At 69.1% G+C, this 20,056-nt stretch carries 17 protein-coding genes; 12 read left to right on the top strand and 5 right to left on the bottom strand.

What is annotated here, in order from left to right; genetic code table 11:
• Positions 1–81: 81 nt before the first annotated feature.
• Positions 82–2,832 carry a DNA polymerase III subunit gamma and tau gene (locus C6V83_RS02660; protein ID WP_105941086.1) on the top strand — a complete coding sequence of 917 codons (2,751 nt, stop codon included), beginning with the start codon at positions 82–84 and terminating at the stop codon, positions 2,830–2,832.
• 89 nt (positions 2,833–2,921) lie between these two features.
• Here C6V83_RS02660 and C6V83_RS02665 read toward each other — a convergent pair whose 3' ends face one another.
• Positions 2,922–4,190: a class I SAM-dependent methyltransferase gene (locus tag C6V83_RS02665; protein WP_105941087.1), complete on the bottom strand. Its 1,269-nt coding sequence runs from the start codon at positions 4,188–4,190 to the stop codon at positions 2,922–2,924.
• On the bottom strand, positions 4,187–5,626 hold the full coding sequence (locus C6V83_RS02670; RefSeq protein ID WP_199832575.1) for an FAD-binding oxidoreductase: 1,440 nt from the start codon (positions 5,624–5,626) through the stop codon (positions 4,187–4,189). Before C6V83_RS02670 ends, C6V83_RS02665 begins: the two co-directional genes overlap by 4 nt.
• An 82-nt stretch (positions 5,627–5,708) precedes the next feature.
• Here C6V83_RS02670 and C6V83_RS02675 point away from each other — a divergent pair, with 82 nt between their 5' ends.
• From C6V83_RS02675 to C6V83_RS02700, 6 genes are all read left to right on the top strand, one after another.
• On the top strand, positions 5,709–6,131 hold the full coding sequence (locus tag C6V83_RS02675) for an SRPBCC family protein (RefSeq protein ID WP_105941088.1): 423 nt from the start codon (positions 5,709–5,711) through the stop codon (positions 6,129–6,131).
• Positions 6,132–6,193: 62 nt separating this feature from the next.
• The gene (locus C6V83_RS02680; protein WP_105941089.1) at positions 6,194–7,189 is read left to right on the top strand and encodes a pseudouridine synthase; all 996 of its coding nucleotides are present in this window, start codon (positions 6,194–6,196) and stop codon (positions 7,187–7,189) included.
• A gap of 161 nt (positions 7,190–7,350) precedes the next feature.
• Positions 7,351–7,680 carry a hypothetical protein gene (locus tag C6V83_RS02685; protein WP_105943665.1) on the top strand — a complete coding sequence of 110 codons (330 nt, stop codon included), beginning with the start codon at positions 7,351–7,353 and terminating at the stop codon, positions 7,678–7,680.
• 23 nt (positions 7,681–7,703) lie between these two features.
• Positions 7,704–8,126, top strand: a complete 423-nt coding sequence (locus tag C6V83_RS02690) for a YbaB/EbfC family nucleoid-associated protein (protein WP_105941090.1) — start codon at positions 7,704–7,706, stop codon at positions 8,124–8,126.
• Between the two features lie 42 nt (positions 8,127–8,168).
• On the top strand, positions 8,169–8,780 hold the full coding sequence (recR, locus tag C6V83_RS02695) for a recombination mediator RecR (RefSeq protein WP_105941091.1): 612 nt from the start codon (positions 8,169–8,171) through the stop codon (positions 8,778–8,780).
• 28 nt (positions 8,781–8,808) lie between these two features.
• Positions 8,809–9,369 carry a uridine kinase family protein gene (locus tag C6V83_RS02700; protein WP_234353832.1) on the top strand — a complete coding sequence of 187 codons (561 nt, stop codon included), beginning with the start codon at positions 8,809–8,811 and terminating at the stop codon, positions 9,367–9,369.
• Positions 9,370–9,485: 116 nt separating this feature from the next.
• On the opposite strand, the gene C6V83_RS02705 is transcribed toward C6V83_RS02700, so the two are convergent.
• A complete protein-coding gene (locus C6V83_RS02705) occupies positions 9,486–10,223 on the bottom strand; it encodes a type 1 glutamine amidotransferase (protein ID WP_105941092.1) in 738 nt (245 codons plus the stop codon).
• Positions 10,220–11,548 (bottom strand): Mur ligase family protein, encoded by a 1,329-nt coding sequence (locus C6V83_RS02710; protein ID WP_105941093.1) that lies wholly within the window; start codon positions 11,546–11,548, stop codon positions 10,220–10,222. The genes C6V83_RS02705 and C6V83_RS02710 overlap by 4 nt, the downstream gene beginning before the upstream one ends.
• 69 nt (positions 11,549–11,617) lie before the next feature.
• On the opposite strand from C6V83_RS02710, the gene C6V83_RS02715 reads away from it, so the two are divergent.
• The 5 genes from C6V83_RS02715 to C6V83_RS02735 all read left to right on the top strand — a co-directional run bounded on the left by C6V83_RS02715 (position 11,618) and on the right by C6V83_RS02735 (position 18,699).
• A complete protein-coding gene (locus tag C6V83_RS02715; RefSeq protein WP_199832576.1) occupies positions 11,618–12,679 on the top strand; it encodes an alpha/beta hydrolase in 1,062 nt (353 codons plus the stop codon).
• Between the two features lie 33 nt (positions 12,680–12,712).
• Positions 12,713–13,885, top strand: a complete 1,173-nt coding sequence (locus C6V83_RS02720) for an ROK family transcriptional regulator (protein ID WP_105941095.1) — start codon at positions 12,713–12,715, stop codon at positions 13,883–13,885.
• Positions 13,886–14,015: 130 nt separating this feature from the next.
• On the top strand, positions 14,016–15,545 hold the full coding sequence (locus tag C6V83_RS02725; protein ID WP_105941096.1) for a sugar porter family MFS transporter: 1,530 nt from the start codon (positions 14,016–14,018) through the stop codon (positions 15,543–15,545).
• A gap of 137 nt (positions 15,546–15,682) precedes the next feature.
• On the top strand, positions 15,683–17,554 hold the full coding sequence (locus C6V83_RS02730; protein ID WP_105941097.1) for a BCCT family transporter: 1,872 nt from the start codon (positions 15,683–15,685) through the stop codon (positions 17,552–17,554).
• Between the two features lie 122 nt (positions 17,555–17,676).
• Positions 17,677–18,699, top strand: coding sequence for an FUSC family protein (locus tag C6V83_RS02735; RefSeq protein ID WP_105941098.1), 1,023 nt, complete (start codon positions 17,677–17,679; stop codon positions 18,697–18,699).
• Positions 18,700–18,749: 50 nt separating this feature from the next.
• Here C6V83_RS02735 and C6V83_RS02740 read toward each other — a convergent pair whose 3' ends face one another.
• The gene (locus tag C6V83_RS02740; protein WP_105941099.1) at positions 18,750–19,934 is read right to left on the bottom strand and encodes a serine hydrolase domain-containing protein; all 1,185 of its coding nucleotides are present in this window, start codon (positions 19,932–19,934) and stop codon (positions 18,750–18,752) included.
• Positions 19,935–20,056 lie beyond the last annotated feature (122 nt).

Raw genomic sequence — 20,056 nt, forward strand, 5'->3', positions numbered from 1 at the left:
ACCCACAAGAGATTCTGACGCGCACCCGCAGATCCGAGCCGACCGTGAACACTGTCAGAGCCCGCCGGTAGGGTTGCTCCCGTGGCTCTCTATCGCACCTACCGGCCCGCGACGTTCGCCGAGGTCGTCGGGCAGGAGCATGTCACCGACCCGCTGAGTCGGGCCCTGGACAGCGGGCGGATCAACCACGCCTATCTGTTCTCCGGACCGCGCGGTTGCGGCAAGACGTCCTCGGCGCGCATCTTGGCCCGTTCGCTGAACTGTGTGGAGGGTCCGACGTCGACGCCGTGCGGCGTGTGTTCCTCGTGCGTGGCGCTCGGCCCCGGCGGTCCGGGCAATCTCGACGTCGTCGAGCTCGACGCGGCCAGCCACGGCGGCGTCGACGACACCCGCGAACTCCGGGACCGCGCCTTCTACGCGCCCGCCGAGTCCCGCTACCGGGTGTTCATCATCGACGAGGCGCACATGGTCACGTCGGCCGGCTTCAACGCGCTGCTCAAGATCGTCGAGGAGCCGCCGGAACACCTGATCTTCATCTTCGCGACCACCGAGCCGGAAAAGGTGCTCACCACCATCCGCTCGCGCACGCACCACTATCCGTTCCGCCTGCTCGCGCCGCCCATCATGCGCGGGCTGCTGGAGAACATCTGCCAGCGCGAGGGCGCCGTCGTCGCACCCGAGGTGTTCCCGCTGGTCATCCGGGCCGGCGGCGGATCGCCGCGCGACTCGCTCTCCATCCTCGATCAGCTCCTGGCCGGAGCGGGGGAGCACGGTGTCACCTACGATCGCGCCCTGGCTCTGCTCGGCGTCACCGACTCCGCGCTGATCGACGCCGCCGTCGACGCCCTCGCCGCCGGCGACGGCGCCGCCCTGTTCGGTGTCGTGGAGCGGGTGGTCGACGCCGGTCACGACCCGCGGCGCTTCGCTATCGACCTGCTCGACCGCTTCCGCGACCTGCTGCTGCTTCAGGCGGTGCCCGACGCCGCCGAGCGCGGCCTGGTCGAGGCCCCGGCCGACCAGGTGACCCGCATGCGCGCGGTGATCGACTACCTCGGCCTCGCGACGCTGACCCGGTACGCCGAGGTCGCGCATACCGCGCTCGGCGACATGCGCGGCACCACCTCGCCCCGGCTCCTGCTCGAGGTGATGTGCGCCCGGCTCCTGCTGCCGGCGGCGAGCACCGACGACGCCGCGCTCCTTCAACGCCTGGAAACCCTGGAACGACGACCCGCCGGCGCCCCGGTGGCTGGCACCCCGACCTCGGACGCCCCCGCGGGCTCCGCTGCCCCCGCCGCACCGGCTCCGCCCGCCGACGAGCCGCCGTCACGCTTCGTGCGGCCCTCGCAGCGCCGCGCTCAGGAGCAGACGTCCGTGGGTTCGGTTCCTGCGGACGAGCCGCCTTCCTCGCCTGTTTCGTCGGTGGGTTCGGTTCCTGTGGCCGAGCCGCCTTCTTCGCTCGTTGAGCCGGTGAGGAACGAAGTGACGAGCCGTGTCGAAACGCCCCTGGCAGAGGAGCCCGTTTCCGCGAAGCCGGAGGGTGCACCCCCGCGGCCGATTCAGGAGGTGGCCGAGCCGCCTTCTTCGCCTGTTTCGTCGGTGGGTTCGGTTCCTGTGGCCGAGCCGCCTTCCTCGCTCGTTGAGCCGGTGAGGAACGAAGTGACGAGCCGTGTCGAAACGTCCCCGACAGCCGAGCAGGCACCCGCGACTCCGGTGCCCCCTCGGCCGATCCCGGAAGCGGTCGAGCCGCCGATGCCCGAGGCGCCGCCGGCGGTGACGGAGACTCCGACGGTCGAGCCGGAGCAGTCGGCTGCCCCCGCGTCGCACGCGGGCGCGTCGCCCTCTCAGCCGGACGATCCGTACGCCGACGTGCCCCCGCCGGAGGAGCCGTACTACCCCGGTGATCCGTATGACGACGCACCGCCGCCCGAGCGGGCGGGCGCCCAGCGACCTGACCGGCAGCGCTCTGACCGGCAGCGGACTGAGCAGCAGCGGACTGAGCAGAATCGACCGACCACTGCGGCGCGGCCGGCGGCGTCAGCCCAGCCCGAGCCCCACGCCCAGGCTCCGGCGCGGTCTCCCGTCTCGCCCCCGGCACCACCGGCAACGCCGGCCTCCGAGACGCCGGTACCCGCAGAACCCGCACCGGCGACCCCCGAGCCCGGGCACCAGCCCGCGCCCGATCCCGCCCCAGCCGCCCAATCCGCTCCGCCAGCGGCCCCGGCGCTGACCGCAGCGACGGTCACCGCGCGGTGGGCCGACATCCGCGAAGCCGTCAGAAGCGCCCCGACCGGCAAGGTCCTCGAGTCGATGCTCTCGGCGGCGACGGTGCAGGCGGTCGAACCTGTCGAGGGTGGCGGCGGCGCGATCGTGCTCGGCCACCCGCATCAGCCGGTCGCCGGACGGCTGTCCGATCCCGCGCGGATTGACCTGCTCAACCGGGTGTTCGGGGAGCTCTTCGGTCCCGGCTGGCAGATTCAGGTGGTCCATGCGCAAGGTGGCCCGCCGACCGGGTCGTCGGCTGCCGGTCAGCGCGGGGCCCCCGCTGCGCCGCCGAAGCGTCAGGCGTTCACCAGGCCGAGCCGGCCCTCGGCGGGTGCGGATCGTCGTCCCTCAGCAGACGCCGGGCCGCCTCCTCCCGAGCCGCCGCCCGAGCCCGAGGAGCCCTGGCCGGCCGAACCGGTCCCCGACGAGGAACTGAGCGATGCCGAGCGCGCGGAGATGGTCGCCTCGGCGCACACCGGGGCACCGGACGCTCGACTCGACCCCGACCAGGTGGCGCTCGAGCTGCTGAAGTCCGAACTGGGCGCACGCCCGGTCAACGACGGCAGCTGAGGCGTGGCGCGGGCGCGGTATTCCGAGACCGCCTGTTCAAGACCGCCCGGGAACCCTGCCCCGACCGTGTCGCCGTTGCGCGTCGCCGGCTACGGAGTCCACCACGGCCGGAGCGGCGTCGCCGGGTGACGCTGGTCGTCGAGCTTAGCGGCCAGGACGTGGTGCAGCTCGACCACGTCGCGCTCGAACCCGATCCGGCAGCCGGCCATGTAGAGGCCCCATTGGCGCGCGGTGCCCTCGCCGACCTCGGCGACCGCCGCGTCCCAGTTCTCCACCAGGTTCGCGTTCCAGTCTCTCAGAGTCATGGCATAGTGCTCGCGGAAGTTCTCCTCGTGCAGCACCTCGAGTCCGGGAACGTCCTGCAACCGGGAGATGATGGTGCCGGCACCGGACAGCTCGCCGTCGGGGAAGACGTAGCGATCGATGAACGGCCCGGCCTTGGCTCGTGTGCGGTTGTCCGGCCGCGTGATGCAGTGATTCAGGAGCAAGCCGCCGGTGCGCAGCTTGTCGCGCATGAACCTGAAGTACGACGGGTAGTTCGCGAGACCGATGTGCTCGGTGAGGCCGATCGAGCTGACCGCGTCGAACCCCGACTCGGCGACGTCGCGGTAATCGTTGTGGCGAACCTCGCCGAACTCGGTCAGGCCCTCGTCGACGATCGCCTGCTGAGCCCACTGCGCCTGCTCCTTCGACAGGGTGACGCCCAGGGCGTGCACGCCGCGGCGCGCCGCATAACGGACCATGCCGCCCCAGCCGCAGCCGATGTCGAGCAGCCGGTCGCCGGGCCCCAGCGCCAGCTTCTCGAAGATCAGCCGGTACTTGTTCTCCTGCGCCTCCTCCAGTGTGGCGTCCCGGTCCGGGTACACGGCGCACGTGTATGTCATCGCCGGGCCGAGCACCATCTCGTAGAACGCGTTGGAGACGTCGTAGTGGTACTGGATGGCCTCGGCGTCGCGGCCGCGGCTGTGCCGCAGGCCCTCGGCGAAGCGGCGCCAGCGGGGGAGCGCCTCCTGCGGCGGCGGCGCGATCGGCTTGAAATGCTCCACGCCCAGATGCTTGGCCGCGGTGGCCATGGCGAGCGGGCTGGGCTTACGGAAGTTCAGATCGTCGGCGAGCGCGCGCAGGGCGCCGTACGGATCGCCGGGATGACCGCCGACCAGTTCCAGGTCGCCGGAGACGTAGGCCCGAGCCAGCCCGAGATCGCCGGGCGCGGTCACCAGGTATGTCGTGCCCCGCGGAGTTTTCAGGTCGAGGCCGAACTCGGCGTTCTCGGGTCCGGCGCTGCTTCCGTCGTACGCCGTGAAGCGGATGTTGAGCTCCCGTCCGAGGAGCATCTCGAAGATCTCTGCCAGATTCATGCGCGCTTGACCGCCTTCTCGTAAAGGCTCAGCAGCCTGCCGCGCGCGTCGTACTTCGCCTTGAGTGCGCGGTAGGCGTCCGAGCCGTACAACTCGTCGAACTCGTCTTCCGGATAGAACGACTCCGAATAGAGGGACTTGTGGCCGTCGAGCTCGCTGACCTTCCGCTCGATGCGACGGTTGGTGTAGCCGGGCTCGCCCGGCGTCTCCGGCACGGCCGACCAGAACCCGACGTTGGTGTATCCCCGTCCGCGTTTGAGGGGATACAGGGGCCACGGCTGGTCTGAACCGGTAGACACCTGAGCCCCGTTTGCCGCTTGAGCCCCGTCGAAGGCCAGCTCGAGCGGGCACAACCAGATCGGCTCGATCGGGATCTCGTCCAGGAACCACTCGACGAAGTCGGCAGTCCGCTCGATCGGCACCTCGATGTCTTGCACCACGCGTTCGCCGGGCGGCAGGCCCTTGCGGGCGTTGAGCTTGTCGCCGATGTCCCAGCGCTGGTCGTACCCGATGAGCTTCCAGTAGAAGCTCGACCGGAGGTACTTCTTCGGCCAGAACCGGCGAATCTTCGGGTTCTGCGCTCCGAACGCGCGCGAGCACCAGAACCAGTCGGTGTCCCAGCGCCACAGGTAGTCGCGGATGGTGAGACGGTCCCGCTTCGGCTCGTCGACGTTCGAATGCTGGATGGAGCGGTAGAAGATCTCCATCCCCGTGTAGTCGCTGACCGGCCCGGTCTCGTCGGTCTGACGGCCGAGCACCAGGTAGCTCTCGTCGTGACTGAAGACGACGCCGTCGAGGTAATCGACTTGCTCGCCGCGGTATTCGCGCCGCGCGGCGATCGCGATCATCTCCTTCTGGAGGTCCCGGATCGAGGTGAACCGCACGTGCCGGAGCTCCACGAACGGCGGCACCTGCTCCAACTGGATCTCCAGCCGCACCGAGTACCCGAGGGTTCCGTAGGAGTTGGGGAACCCGAAGAACAGGTCGGAGTGCTCGTTGTCCGGCCGCGCGACGATCAGATCGCCTGCGCCGGTGAGGATTTCCATCTCCAAGACCGACTCGTGCGGAAGGCCGTTGCGGAACGACGTCGACTCGATCCCGAGTCCGGTCACCGCGCCGCCCAAGGTGATCGTCTTGAGCTGCGGCACCACCAGCGGAACCAGGCCGTAGGGGAGGGTCGCGTCGACCAAGTCCTCGTACGTGCACATGCCTGCGACCTGCGCGGTCCGGGCCTCTCGGTCGACGGAGATCACCCGGTCCAGACCCGAGACGTCCAGTCCCGGTGCAGGATTGGCGGCGCGCTTGCGGAACAGGTTCGACGTCTTCTTCGCCAGGCGGACGCCCGCGGTCGCGGGAATCGCGCGGTAGCTCGCCAGCAGGCGATCCACCCCGTGCTGAAATCCTGCCGACCCGTACTCGAGACCCTCGGAAGCCACGTTTCCAACCCTACTGTGCACCTCGGTACCGTGGAGGGCGGCCCCGAAGGCTCGGGGCTTCCGCCACTGCAAGGAGTCTTCCGTGGGTCAGGTATCCGCCACTTCCGCCATCGACATCGCTGCCGCACCCGAGGTGGTTCTCGCGGCACTGGCCGACTACGAGACCGTGCGCCCGGCGATCCTTCCCGCCAACTACCGTGACTTCGTCTACGGAGACGACGGCACCGTGCACTGGATCCTGCAAGCGACGGAGAAGCGCTCGCGCGATGTGCTCGCCGACGTGACGGTGACCGCAGACTCGGTCACCGAGACCGACCGCAACTCCTCGATGGTCACCGTGTACCGGGTGGGCCCGTCGGATCGGGGCAGTCGCGTCGAGGTCACCACGAGCTGGCAGGGCGCCGGCGGCATCGGAGGCTTCTTCGAGAAGACCTTCGCGCCCAAGGGCCTCGGCCGGATCCAGGCCGAGCTTCTCGGCAACCTCAAGTCCCGCCTGGAATCCTGAGTCGCCGCGGCCGCCGTCGCAGCAAGCCGCTCCCGCTGCGTGACGGCGTCGACGCCACGCGGGTGGTCCTCCGCCCGGAGTTGTTCGCCACTCCGCCGACCGTCGCGGAGGCACTGCTCGCCGCGCCGACTCTGGCCGGACTGACTGCGGACGAGCTTGCGCGGCAACACCAGGCAGGCCTGGTCGTCGATGCCGACGGCCGTCCCTGCGATCTCGAAGCCCGAGTCTCCCGAGCGGTGCCGGTGTACCTGTACCGGGATCTGCCCGACGAGTTCGACGTGCCGTTCGACCTGGACATCCTGCACGTCGACGAGCACCTGGTGGTGGTCGACAAGCCGCACTTCCTCGCGACCATGCCCCGCGGACGGCACGTCACGCAGACCGCGCTCGTCCGACTGCGCCGACTGTTGGCCGAGCCGGACTTGGCGCCCGCTCACCGCTTGGACCGACTGACGGCGGGGGTGCTGCTGTTCACGCGGATGCCCGCCGAGCGTGCGGCCTACCAGCGGCTGTTCGCCGACCGCGAGGTGCGCAAGGAGTACCGGGCGCTCGCCGAATTGCCCCGGGTCCATGAGCCAGGTGCTTCCCGATCGCCCCTTGCCCGCGGTGCGTCGCCCCTTGAGCTCGTCGAAAGGAAGACCGTCCGGGTCGCCGACCGCATCGTCAAGACCGCCGGCGACCTGCGGGCACGCGTCGTCGACGGTCCGGCCAACGCCGTCAGCGACATCACGCTGGAGCGAGCGATCGACGGTCCGTCTGCGGGATGCGCGACGGGCAGGCTGGGCGAGTACCGGCTGGTGCCTCACACCGGCCGCACGCATCAGCTGCGACTGCACATGGCGAGTCTCGGGGTGCCGATCCTCGGCGACCCGCTGTATCCCGAGGTCGACGACGACCTGGCCGCCGCACCGGACCGGGGAGACTTCTCCCGGCCGCTCCGCCTGATCGCCTCGCGGCTGGAGTTCACCGATCCGGTGACCGGCGAAGAGCGTGGCTTCGAGTCGTCTCGAACCTGGTCTTCCGGTGAGGTTCCCTCGCCGGATCTCCGGCCCACTTGATCCTCGGTGCGGTTCGACCCATCGCGGACGCTCTGACCGTCGAGGCCCGGGTACGACACCGGACGTATACGAGGCGCCGAGGGAACATTGCCGTCCTTTCCGCTGAGACGTCCGGTGTCGTACGGGGCCGGGAGGTGACGGGCCGCGGTAAGTTCGGCGACATGGCGATCCTCGGCTCTTACGAACACCATTCCGACCTCGGGTGCGAGGCCGTGGTGTTCCTCGACACCGAGTCCGAAGCCTGCTTCCAGCTGCAACGGGATCTCCCGGGCGGGCCGCACGAGAACGAGCACTGCGTCACGACCGGCGCCAGCGCCCCCGTCTACGGCGGCGTGGTGCAGTGGCGGCGGGTCGGCGACAGGTTCGAGTTCGCGCTGAACCGCCGGGCGACGGCCCTGTTCGCCGACGAATTGCTCTCCTTCGAGGTGGCCCCGGCGGGCGGGCAAACGATCGATCAGCTCGCCGCGCATGTCGAGCGTCTACTGAGCTGACGCCACCGACTACCCTGGAGATCGTGACTGACGCATTCGACCCCGGTGCCCTGTTCGGCGGCGGCGACGACAATCCGATGGCAGGCCTCCTCGCCCAGGCGCAGGAGATGCAGAACCGGCTGCTGGCGGCGCAGCAGGAGATCGCGGCCACCACGGTGACCGGATCTGCGGGCAACGGTCTGGTGACGGTGACCGGCACCGGCGCCGGTGATGTGACCGGTGTGACCATCTCGCCGGAGGTCGTCGACCGCGACGACGTGGAGACTCTGCAGGATCTCGTCATCGGGGCGCTGGCCGACCTCGCGACGCAACGGGATGCGCTGACCGCGGAGAAGATGGGGCCGCTGGCCGGCGGTCTCGGCGGGCCGGACGGCGGAGCGGGTGGCGGCCTCGGCGGCGGCCCGGACGACCTGCGCGGGCCGGACGGCCTGATCAACCTGGGCTGAGGCCCCCAGCATCCCGATCGATCGGGAGTGGCGAGGAAGTAGATGTACGAGGGACCGATCCAGGTGCTGATCGACCAGCTGGCGAAACTGCCGGGGCTGGGTCCGAAGGGTGCCCAGCGCATCGCTTTCTCGCTCCTGGCCGGCGACAAAGCTGAGATCGACCGGCTGGTCACGGCGCTCGGTGAGGTTCGCGACAACGTCAGCTTCTGCGCCGAATGCGGCAATGTCGCGGCCGAGCGGCTCTGCCGGATCTGCGCGGATGCGCGCCGCGACGCCACCAAGATCTGCGTGGTCGAAGAGCCCAAGGACATCTACGCGATCGAGCGGACGAAAGAGTTCGACGGCCGCTACCACGTGCTCGGCGGCGCGCTCGATCCGCTCTCCGGCATCGGCCCCGACCAGCTGCGGATCCGCGAACTGCTGCAGCGACTGGCCAATCAGCCCGACGGCGTCGACGTCACCGAGATCATCATCGCGACCGACCCGAACACCGAGGGCGAGGCGACCGCGACCTACCTGCTGCGCATGCTCAAGGACTTTCCCGGACTGTCGATGACGCGCCTGGCTTCCGGCTTGCCGATGGGCAGCGACCTGGAATTCGCCGACGAACTCACCCTCGGCCGAGCGCTGTCCGGTCGGCGAGTCCTCGCCTGACGGCGGCACCTCGGGCGCCGGGACAGCGATGACGACCGATCACCTCGTACAAGCCGCGCACGCGATCGCCGACTCGCTGCTTCCGCGGCAGGGGATCGTGGCGATCGACGGTCCGTCAGGTGCGGGCAAGAGCAGCTTCGCCGACGCCCTCACCGAATGTCTGACCGAACTCGGTCGCCCGCCGCTGCTGATCCGCACCGACGACTACGCCACCTGGACCCAGCCTGCGGCGTGGTGGCCAGAGCTCGAGCGCGACGTCCTGGCGCCCTTCGTCCGCAGTCACGACATCGCCTACCGTCCGCGTGTCTGGACCGACGGTGTGCCCGTGGTGGGCCCCGTGCAGCGCCTGCGGTGGGCGCCGTTGCTGATCATCGAGGGTGTGACGGCGGCGCGGCGCTCGATCGCCGCACGGCTGGAGCGGGCGCTCTGGATCGAAGGTCCGTTGCCCGAGGAGCGCCTGGCCCGCACGGTCGCCCGGGACGGCGCGGAGCAGCTCGAGCATTTAGCCGCCTGGCAGCGCTTCGAAGACGGCTGGTTCGCCGTCGACCGGACACGAGCGCGCTGCGATGTGGTGTCCTGCGACGGGTGAGCGGGCCGGGGTTCGACTCCTTCGTCGCTCAACCGTCGATGTGGCGGGGTGGCGGGTTTGGTTTCGACTCCTTCGTCGTCAACCGTCGAGGGATGTCGCTCGACCGTCGGCGGGAGTCAGCGCGCGGCGTGCAGCCGCTCGCTGCGGAGCCGGGTGATCTCGGGCAGGTCCAGGGGAGCGAGGTCGGCGCCGGTGGCCTGGGTCAACAGGTAGTCCGCCAGCTCGGGGTTGCGGGCCAGGAGCGGGCCGTGCATGTAGGTGCCGATCACGCTGCCCTGCACCACGCCCTCGACCCGGGTCGCCGCCCCGGCCGGAGTCGAAGCGGCCGCACCGTTGCCGGTGCCGTGCCGGACCGTGCCCAGCGGACGCGCATCGGGACCCAGCGTGGTTGCGCCGCGGTGGTTCTCGAAGCCGGACAAAGTCTGCGTCAGACCGTCGAGCAGTGGTTCGGTGGCGAGTTCGCCGATCGCCCGGGACTCCATGGGCGAGGTGGTGCAGTCGAACATGCCGATGCCGTCGACCTTCTCACCGGCGGCTGTCTGATACCAGTGGCCGAGCACCTGGATGGCGGCGCAGATGGCCAGCACTGGGCGGCCGGCTTCGGCGGCGCGCTGCATGCCGGGATGACGGGCCAGGTGCCGCGTGGCGAGGCGCTGCGCGAAGTCTTCGGCGCCGCCGAGGGTGTAGACGTCCAGCGAGTCGGGGACGTCGTCGTCGAGCGTGATGGAGACGATCTCGGCGTCGATGCCGCGCATCCGGGCACGCTGCCGAAGCACAAGAGCGTTGCCGCCGTCGCCGTAGGTGCCCATCACGTCGGGCAGTACGAGGCCGATCCGCAGGGTGGATTCGCTCATCGGGTGTCTCCGTCCGGGGCATCTGCGCGGGTGGTTTCGACTCCGCTCGACTGGCGAGGAGGGCTCGACCGGGGATCCTCGACGGGGGTGGCGCCAAGGCGTTCCAGGGCGGTGCCGAGGTCGCGGAACGCGGTGTAGTTCGCGAGCACTTCCACGCGGCCCGGCGGGCACGACGCGATCGCCGCGACCGGATCGGGGATCGTGGTGTGCTCGGCGCCCGCGTACAGCAGGCGCACGCCCAGGTCGGACGCGCGTTCGCCGGCGGCGATCACCTTCATGGTCTCGAACGCCTCGAAGCGCACGTCCCACAGCCACGAGAGGTCCTCGCCGTCGGGCACCTGACCGTTGACGGCGATCACCAGGCTGTCGGCGTCCTGGTCGATCATCGCCAGCGCCTCCTGCCAGCCCGCCGGGTTCTTGGCGAGCAGCGTGCGGATCCGGTGCGGACCCAGCTGGACCGATCCGTAGCGGCCGGCCACCTCGCCGACAGTGCCGACTGCGGCGGCCGCCGTCGCCGGATCCACTCCCATCGCAACCGCTGCCGCGATCGCCTGGGTCGCGTTCCCGCGATTGGCCCGGCCGGGTACGGCGAGCGTCATCGGCGCCTGGAAACCGTCGGGGCCGTACACCTTCTCGTCGTCGAACCACCACTGCGGCTGCGGCCGCCGGAAGCCCGGGTCACCGGAGGAGTACCAGTCCTCGCCCCGCCGCACGATCGATTCGCCGGTCCGGGGGCAGCTGACCGAGTCGCCGACCCAGCCGGCGCCCGCGGCCACCCAGACCACGTCGGGGGCGTCGAAAGCCGCGGACGTGACCAGCACGTCGTCGCAGTTGGCGACCAGCGTGGTGTCCGGGTGCCGGGCGATGCCCTCGCGGAGCCGCCGTTCGATGTGATTGATCTCGCCGACCCGGTCGAGCTGATCCCGCGACAGGTTCAGCAGCACCAGAACCTCCGGGTCGGTGGCGTCGCTGACATGCGGGACATGCAGTTCGTCGACCTCCAGCGCGGCGACCGGCGCTCCGCGGGTCAACGACAGCGTGGCGATGATCCCGGCATCCATGTTGGCGCCGTCGGCCTGCGTGGCCACGTCGCCCAGCGGTGCGAGCGCCGCGGCGGTCATCCGGGTGGTGGTCGACTTTCCGTTGGTTCCGGTGATCAGCACGGTCCGCCGGCAGTCGGCCAAGCGCGACATGATCTGCGGGTCGATCTTCTCGGCGACCAGGCCGCCGATCATCGAGCCTTTGCCCCGGCCGGCGGCGCGGGAAGCCCAGCGTGCGGACGCGGCTGCGGCCAGAGCCGCCCGGGTGCGAAGTGGCAGACGCATGGGACAAAGTCTGTCACAGGCGGGCGGGCCCGCTGCTTCACCGCTCGACGTTGTGTAGCGTCGGCCACTGTGAGCCGTGCAACATACATCCGACTGTCCGCATTCGACCGCGCTCAGCGTCGCCTGCTCAAGGCGATGAGCCTGATCCCCGCCTCGGTGCTCGGCGCGGGTGCGCGACTCACTCGGGTCAACTCCGACGGAGAGCACCTCGCTCCGGAGATGGCGGGCGTCGCCCTCGCGACCTCGAAGGTTCCCGGTATGTCGCTCACCAGCACCGACCCCGTGGTCGATCGCAAGCGCCTGGAGGCCACCTCGGGGGCCATGGCCGAGGACTTCCCGCCCTTCGCGGTGGAAGAGGACCTGACGTTCGACGGACCCGGCGGTCCGATCGGCGTGACCCGGTACCGCGTGCAAGAAGGCGCCCCGAGGGGTCTGATCCTGTTCTTCCACGGCGGCGGCTTCGTGGTGGGCAGCCGCGCCAGCCACGATTCGGCGGTGCGCGCACTGGCACTGGCGTCGGGTGCGGACGTGCTGTCCGTCGACTACCGCCTGGCCCCTGAGCACCAGTTCCCGGCCGCGGTCGACGACGTGCTCGCGGCGTGGCGCTTCGCCGTCGAGCAGGCGCCCGGCTGGGGACTGGATCCGGCCCAGATCGTGGTCGCCGGAGACTCGGCCGGAGGGAATCTGGCGGCGGCGGTGGCGCTGGAGACCCGTGGCGAGCCGGTGGTGCCGAAGCTGCAACTGCTGATCTACCCGGTCACCGACATGACGGGCAGCACGCCGTCGCGGGCCGAGTTCGCCGAGGGGTACTTCCTCACCGCCGCTGACATGGACTACTTCACCACGCATTACCTGAGCTCGCCCGAAGAGGCTGTGGACCCTCGGTGCTCGCCGCTCCTCGCCGACGATCTGAGTGGCCTGCCTCCAGCCTATGTCGTCGTCGCCGGGTTCGACCCGCTGCGCGACGAGGGCATCGCCTACGCCGAGGCGATGCGTTCGGCGGGTGTCCCGGTGACGCTCGAGCGTGCCGGCTCGATGATCCACGGTTTCCTCAACATGGGGCTGATCTCGCCGGGCGCCCGCGAGTACATCGCGCGGATGGGCGCCGCGGTGATCGATGCGCTCGACTGAGTGCGCCGAAGGCACGCGTCGAGAGGCACGACGATGACCTCGCCACGGCCGGGAGATCAGGCGGCGCTGCGGCGCGCCAACCACACCCGTGTCCTGGCGGTGATCGCCGCCGCCGGCGAGGTGCATCAGGCCGAGATCGCGCGGCACACGGGGCTGTCCCGGGCGACGGTTTCGACCCTGGTCGCCGAGTTGGAAGCCGGCGGACAGGTGGAGACCACACGCAGCGGCCGCCGCCGGCTGGTGCGGCTGACGCTGCGTCCGGGCTTCGTGCTGGCCGTCGATCACGGTCATCGGCACGTGTCCGTGGCGATCGCCGATCTGGAACGCGAGATCCTGGCGCACTCGCAGACCGACCTGGCCGACCACTCGGCGGCCGACGTCGTGTTGCCGCAGGTGCGAACTCTGCTCGACGATCTCCTGGAGCTGACCGGCGTCGGCCGCAACGAGATCCTGGCGGCGACCATCGGCTTGCCCGCCCCCATCGATCGGGACCGTCGTACCGTCGCCTCGCCGAGCATTCTGCCCGGCTGGGCCGACCGGGACATCGCCGAACTCGCGGCGCAGACGCTGGACCTCCCGGTCCAGTGGGTGATCGACAACGACGCGAACCTCGGCGCCCGCGCCGAGTACCGCGCGCTCGCGGCGCCGGACTCCGCGGTCGATTCGCTGATCTACATCAAGTTCGGTGCCGGGCTCGGCGCCGGGGTGGTGCTCGACGGCCGGTTGATGAGCGGTGTCAGCGGCACGGCCGGGGAGATCGGGCACTTGGTGTTCGACGACGAGGGGCCGCTCTGCCGGTGCGGGAACCGCGGTTGCCTGGAGACCCTGGTCGCCGCGCCGGCGGTGACGCGGCAACTGCTGGAGACCCACGGAACGATCAGCATCGCCGAGATCGTGGCCCGTGCCGACCGGGGAGATCCCGGTTGCCGCAGGGCACTCGCCGATGCCGGCCGGATGATGGGTCGGGCGGTCGCGGTGCTTGCGAATCTGGTCAATCCGGGTCTGGTGGTGGTCGGTGGGGAGATGGAGCAGGCTGCGGACTATGTGCTGCCGGCCATCCGAGAGACGCTGAACCGAGAGTGCGTGCCGGTCGCCGTGGACGCGGTGCGGGTCGAGCGGGCCCGGCACGGACGGCTCACCCACCTCGTCGGTGCGGTCGCGGCCGCGGTCGACGAGGTCTCTCCGGTGTCGACGTTTAGGCCCTGACGCACGCATGACCGTTCGGGTTCCGAACATGCCGACCCGGGAGCACGGGCATTCCACCTTTTTGCCGTCGACTCTCGATCGGTCGGACTTAGGGTGATCTAAGCCACTAACACACGTCGAGAGGGCGATCATGAGCGAGGGCGGTCCGGCTCCGGAAGTGGAGTCGATCTTCGAGGGAGACGACGGCGGCTCGGCCCGCGGCGTGATCAGGATCGCCTCGGTGGCGGCTCTGGGCGGGCTGCTGTTCGGCTACGAGACGGCCGTGATCAACGGTGCGGTCGAGGCGATCCGGTCGGACTTCAACGTGGGTGCGGGCCCGCTTGGCCTGGCCGTTTCCGCCGCCCTCATCGGTGCGGCGGCAGGCGCCCTGACGGCCGGCCGGATCGCCGACCGGATCGGGCGCCTGATGGTGATGAAGATCGCCGCAGTGCTGTTCCTCCTCAGCGCGATCGGTTGTGCGGCCGCTCCGGAGTCCTGGGGGATGGGCGGCCTGATCTTCTTCGTGATCTTCCGCATCGTCGGCGGTGTCGGCGTCGGTGTGGCCTCGGTGATCGCGCCGGCGTACATCGCCGAGGTCTCGCCGGCCCGGCTCCGCGGCAGGCTGGGGTCGCTGCAGCAGCTCGCCATCGTGCTCGGCATCTTCCTCTCCTTCCTGGTCAACTACGCCCTGCAGTCGGCGGCGGGCGGGTCGAACGAGGAGCTGTGGCTCGGCTGGGACGCTTGGCGCTGGATGTTCCTGATGATGGCGTTCCCGGCGCTGCTGTACGGCGGGCTGGCCTACACCATTCCGGAGTCGCCACGCTTCCTGATCTCGCAGCAGCGACTGCCCGAGGCCCGCGCGGTCCTGGAGAGACTGCTCGGCGAGCGGAACCTGGAGATCACCATCAACCGGATCCGGACCAGCATGGGCAAGGAGAAGAAGCCCTCGTGGAAGGACCTCAAGAGCCCGGCCGGGAAGGTGTACCCGATCGTGTGGATCGGTCTGTTCCTCTCGATCTTCCAGCAGGCCGTCGGCATCAACGTGATCTTCTACTACTCGAACGTGCTCTGGCGGGCGGCCGGCTTCAGTGAGAACGACGCGTTCATGACCTCCACCATCACCTCGGTGATCAACATTCTCACCACGATCGTGGCGATCATGCTGGTCGACCGGGTCGGCCGCAAGCCGCTGCTCCTGGTCGGTTCGGCCGGCATGGCGGTGACCCTGTCGCTGGTGGCGATCTGCTTCAGTCAGCTCACCGACAAGCTGGAGAACGGCGCGCCGGTGATGAAGGACGGCGAGGTGGTCCAGACTCTGCCCGGCGCCTGGGGCATCATCGCGCTGATCGGCGCCAACGGCTTCGTCGTCTTCTTCGGCATGAGCTGGGGCCCGGTGGTCTGGGTGCTGCTCGGCGAGATGTTCCCGAACCGGTTCCGCGCCGCTGCACTGTCGGTGGCCGCGGCCGGTCAGTGGGTCACCAACTGGGTCATCACCACCACGTTCCCGGCGATCAAGGACTTCAGTCTCGTCTTCGGCTACTTCATGTACGCCGGGTTCGCGGTGCTCTCGTTCCTGTTCGTGCTGAAATTCGTCCCGGAGACCAAGGGCAAGACCCTGGAGGAGATGGACGTCATGGCCGGGGTCGAGCCCGATCCGGTGGACCGGGAGGCGACGCGGTGATCGGCGATGGTGGCAGCAGTCGTGGGCATAACGTCTCGGCGACGATCGGGCCGGATCCGCGGGTACGACTTGCTTAACACTCAGCGTTCGCACAGGGTATGTCGGGATACGTAACCGATGGAGAACCTGACGAGAGCATGAATACGACACCGGAGAATGACAGCGACACCGGAGGCGAGGGCGTCGAGACCGGCGGCCACCCGATTCCCGACCTGGAAACGAACATGTCCATGGAGGGTGTGCCCGCGCATCACCACATCGCCGAAGAAGACACCGACGAGGAGATCACCGAGAAGCTGAGACGTCAAGGCGTGCTCATCGGCCCCGGAGCCATCGCACCGCGGGTGTTCTGGCCGGCCCTGGTCCTGGTGGTCGGAGTCGTCATCGTCGCGGTGGGCGCGCCCACCGGTACCGGCGAGGTGTTCGGCGAGATCCAGGGATGGATCGTCGAAGAGCTCGGTTGGTACTACGTGCTGGCCATCGCCTGCTTCGTCTTCTTCACGATCATCGTGGGCGCGTCCAAGCTGGGCGCCGTCACTTTGGGACGAGACGGTGAGAAGCCCGAGTACTCGACCCTGTCGTGGTTCAGCATGCTGTTCGCGGCCGGGATGGGCATCGGTCTGGTGTTCTACGGCGTGGCCGAGCCGCTCAGCTACGCGACAGTTGCTCCGAAGGCCGGCTGGGGCGACGATCAGGCCGAGAACGCGGGCCTGTCGATGGCGCAGACCTTTGTCCATTGGGGCCTGCATCCGTGGGCGATCTACGCGGTGATCGGTCTCGCCCTTGCCTACGCGATTCACCGCCGTGGTCGGCCGGTCTCGATCCGTTGGGCGCTCGAGCCGCTCCTCGGTGACCGGGTCAAGGGATGGGCGGGCGACGTGATCGACGTCCTCGCCGTCCTCGGCACAGTGTTCGGTGTCGCGACGTCCCTGGGCCTCGGCGTTCAGCAGATCGCGGCCGGGCTCGCTTCGATCGGACTGGTCGGCGATCCGGCTTCGAATGCACTGTTGATCACGTTGATCACTGTGATCACCTTCCTTGCCACCCTGTCGGTGGTCAGCGGTGTCGGCGCCGGCATCAAGTGGCTGTCGAACATCAATCTGACGTTCGCCGGACTCCTCATGGTGTCGGTCCTGGTGTTGGGGCCGACTCTGTTCATCTTCCGGAATCTCGTCGAGTCGCTTGGCTTCTATCTGGGCAACGTGCTGCAGATGACCTTCGACGTCGGCGCCTTCCAAGGCGAGCAAGCGCAGGCGTGGTACCAGAGCTGGACCATCTTCTACTGGGGCTGGTGGATCTCGTGGGCGCCGTTCGTGGGTGTGTTCATCGCGCGGATCTCGCGTGGCCGAACCGTGCGTGAGTTCGTCTCCGGCGTGCTGCTGGTCCCCACTGCTGTCGGCTTCATCTGGTTCGCTGTGATGGGCGGGGCGGGACTGTTCCGTCAGTTGTTCGGCGCGGGCGATCTGGTAGACGACGGCGACACCGGAATCGACGCTCCGGCGACGCTGTTCCGCGTGCTGGAAGGGCTTCCGATCGGGCAGGTTCTGTCCGTGTTCGCGATCATCATCATCGCGCTCTTCTTCATCACCTCGTCGGACTCCGGTTCGCTCGTCGTGGACATGCTGACTTCGGGAGGGCATCCCAACCCGCCGGTGTGGTCTCGGGTGCTCTGGGCGGTGTTGGAGGGTGCGGTGGCGATCTCGCTGCTGCTCGCTGGCGGACTGGGCGCCCTCCAATCGGCGGCATTGGCGACGGCGCTCCCGTTCTCCGTCGTGCTGCTCCTGATGTGTTTCGCCGTCGTGAAGGGGCTGCGGTACGAGTACCGGAAGATGCAACTGGAGCAACGACGCGACCGCCTGGAGCGCGCCGCCGACTACATCACCGGAGGCGTCATGGACAGCCTGCCCGACGACCCGCGAGTGCGCACGTATGTCGACACGCGGATCGACTACCGTCTGCGCCGTACCAAGGGTGGGCTGACGTCCCTGAAGCGGCCCCGGGACAGCTGACTCCGGTCGCGTCCCTGGCGTGAGGAAGGGAACGACGACCGATCAAGCCGGACTGGCGCCTCGATCGTGCCGACTGCGATTCACCCCCGACGACGGGCCCGGCCGCCCGTAGGGTCTTGCTCATGAATCAGACCCCCGTCACCCTCGCCAACGCGAAGAAGCCGCCGCCCAAGCGGTTGCTGCTGATCTCGGGCGTCGCGGTGCTGATCGCGGCGGCGATCCTCGGGCTGCTGGCGCGGGCCTGGGGGACACCGGTGCTGTATGCGGGCTACATCGCGCTGATGTTCCTCGCGCCAGCGGTGCGGACTCTGCGGGTTCGGCAGCTGCTGCTCGCTTCGCTGTGGACGATGCTGATCTGCGCGGTCAGCATCCTCATCGGCACCTACGGGCCCTGGGTGATGCTGGCGGTCATCGTGGCCACCGCGATGGTCCAGGGGCTCTTCGCGCTGAACGGCAAGGCCGGACTCAACCGCTCGCCCGCCAGCGTCGTGGGTTTCGCGGCGTTCGCCGACACCGGCTCCTTGGCCGAGGTGTGGCAGCCGCTGGTCGGCGTCGTGGTCGGCGCCGTCGTGGTGCTGGTGATCGCGGTCGCGGTGGACAGGAGCAGCGGTCCGGACGACCGGGAGCTGGACACCAAGCCCGCTCCACTGGTCGACCGCCTGTACTACGGCGGCGGTCTGGCGATCGGTTCAGCGGTGCTGACGGCGGTGTTCACCCTGTCTGACTGGACCGGCCTCTCGTACGCGCTGCTGATCTTCTGCCTGATCTACGCCTTCGACTCGGGCAAGGTGCTGCACAATTCGCTCGTGCGGGTGGTCGGCGCGGCGCTCGGCGTGGGCTCCTCGGTGCTGCTCGCGGCGATCCTCCCGCAGCCGGCGCTGGTCGTGGTGTTCGTCCTGTGTGCGGTGATCGCGCTCGCCTGCCTGCTCGACCACCATGAGTTCTGGTATGTGGTGTTCCTGGTCGCGACCGTCGTGCACATGGCCGAGATCACCGGTAAGGGCGCGGCGAGCTCCGGTCTCGAGCACATCCTGGGCGTGATCCTGGCCGCCGCAGTCGCGGTCCTGCTGCATTGGATCGCGACGCCGTTGCACGACCGCTGGCTCGGGCATTCGCGCATCCGGGCGTCGCGCTCAGACTCCTGATCGGTGGATCGTGCGGCGGCCGGGATCACGGCTTCGCTACACGTCCGGCGTCATGCCAGGTGCTCGTAGACGGCAGTTTCGAAGGTGAGGTACCCGTTGAGGGAACCGGGGTCGGCGAAGGGCAGGATCTGTGTGCCCCAGATGCCGGCGACGTCGGACTCCCGGTCGATCCAGTAGTAGAGATTGGCCAGCCCGGCCCAGGCCAGCGAACCCGCTGCGCGACCGGTGGGCGCCTGTTCGTCGTTCACCATGAACGTGTACGCCCACGACTTGCTCTGCCCGGGGAAGAATTCGGCGTCGTGCGAGAGTGACGGGGCAGAGGTCTTGAGCATGCCGCTCTTGAGCTCGCCGAGGCCGTTCACCGATGCGGCGGCCACCGTCTCCGGGTTCAGGACCCGGCCGAACTCACCGTCCCCGCCGCGCAACCACATGCGCAGGAAGCGGGTGTAATCGGGCATGGTCGAGTACAGGCCGTGGCCGCCCATCTGGATCTCCGGATCCTGCGGCAACACCATTCCGGTCGGCGTGAGACCGCCGTCGTCCCGACGCTGGTGGACCTCGACGCGGCGCGCCGCCATCGACGGACTCATGGTGAACGCGGTGTCGGTCATCCCCAGCGGTGCGAAGATCCGTTCGGCCATCACCTCGCCGAGGCGGGCGTGGCGCACGGCCTCGACCACCAGACCCGCCCAGTCGATGTTGGTGCCGTAGTTCCATCGGCTGCCCGGGTCGAAGAGCAGCGGGGTCATCAGCGACTTCTTCGTCGCCGCGATGATGTCCGGCTGACCGGTGTCGGCGGTCAGCCGCGAGTACACGTCGGAGAAGAACATGTAGCCGAAGCCTGCCGTGTGGAGGAGCAGCATCCGCGTGGTGATCGGCGTTCGCGGTGCGCGCAGGAGCTGCCTGCCGTCCTCTCCGAAACCTTCGATCACCTGGAGTTCGCCGATCTCGGGCACGTACTCGGCGGCGGGGGCGTCCAGATCGAGCAGCCCCTCCTCGACGCACTGCAGGACCGCAGTTCCGGTGACCGCCTTCGTGGTGGAGAACAGGCAGAACACAGAGTCGGGTGTCATGGGGGTGTCGTCGTCGAGTGAACGTAGACCGCAGGCGCCTTCGTAGAGGGTGCCGTCGCCGCGCGTCACCGTCGCAACCACACCAGGTACCCGTTCGGCGGGATCCTCGGTGGTCACCGCGTGCTGCAGGATCGCATCAAGGGTGTCGTTCAAGTGGGGCATTGTGGAGACCTCCGTCGTGGTGATGACGCCCGAAGCGCCGCGGCGCTCGGGGGCGAGCGCGCCCAAGAATCGTGACCCGAGTCACCCGAGCGGGACGTTCCCGATCGGCATGCGGTACTCGT

The sequence above is a fragment of the Gordonia iterans genome (assembly GCF_002993285.1).
Taxonomy (GTDB): domain Bacteria; phylum Actinomycetota; class Actinomycetes; order Mycobacteriales; family Mycobacteriaceae; genus Gordonia; species Gordonia iterans.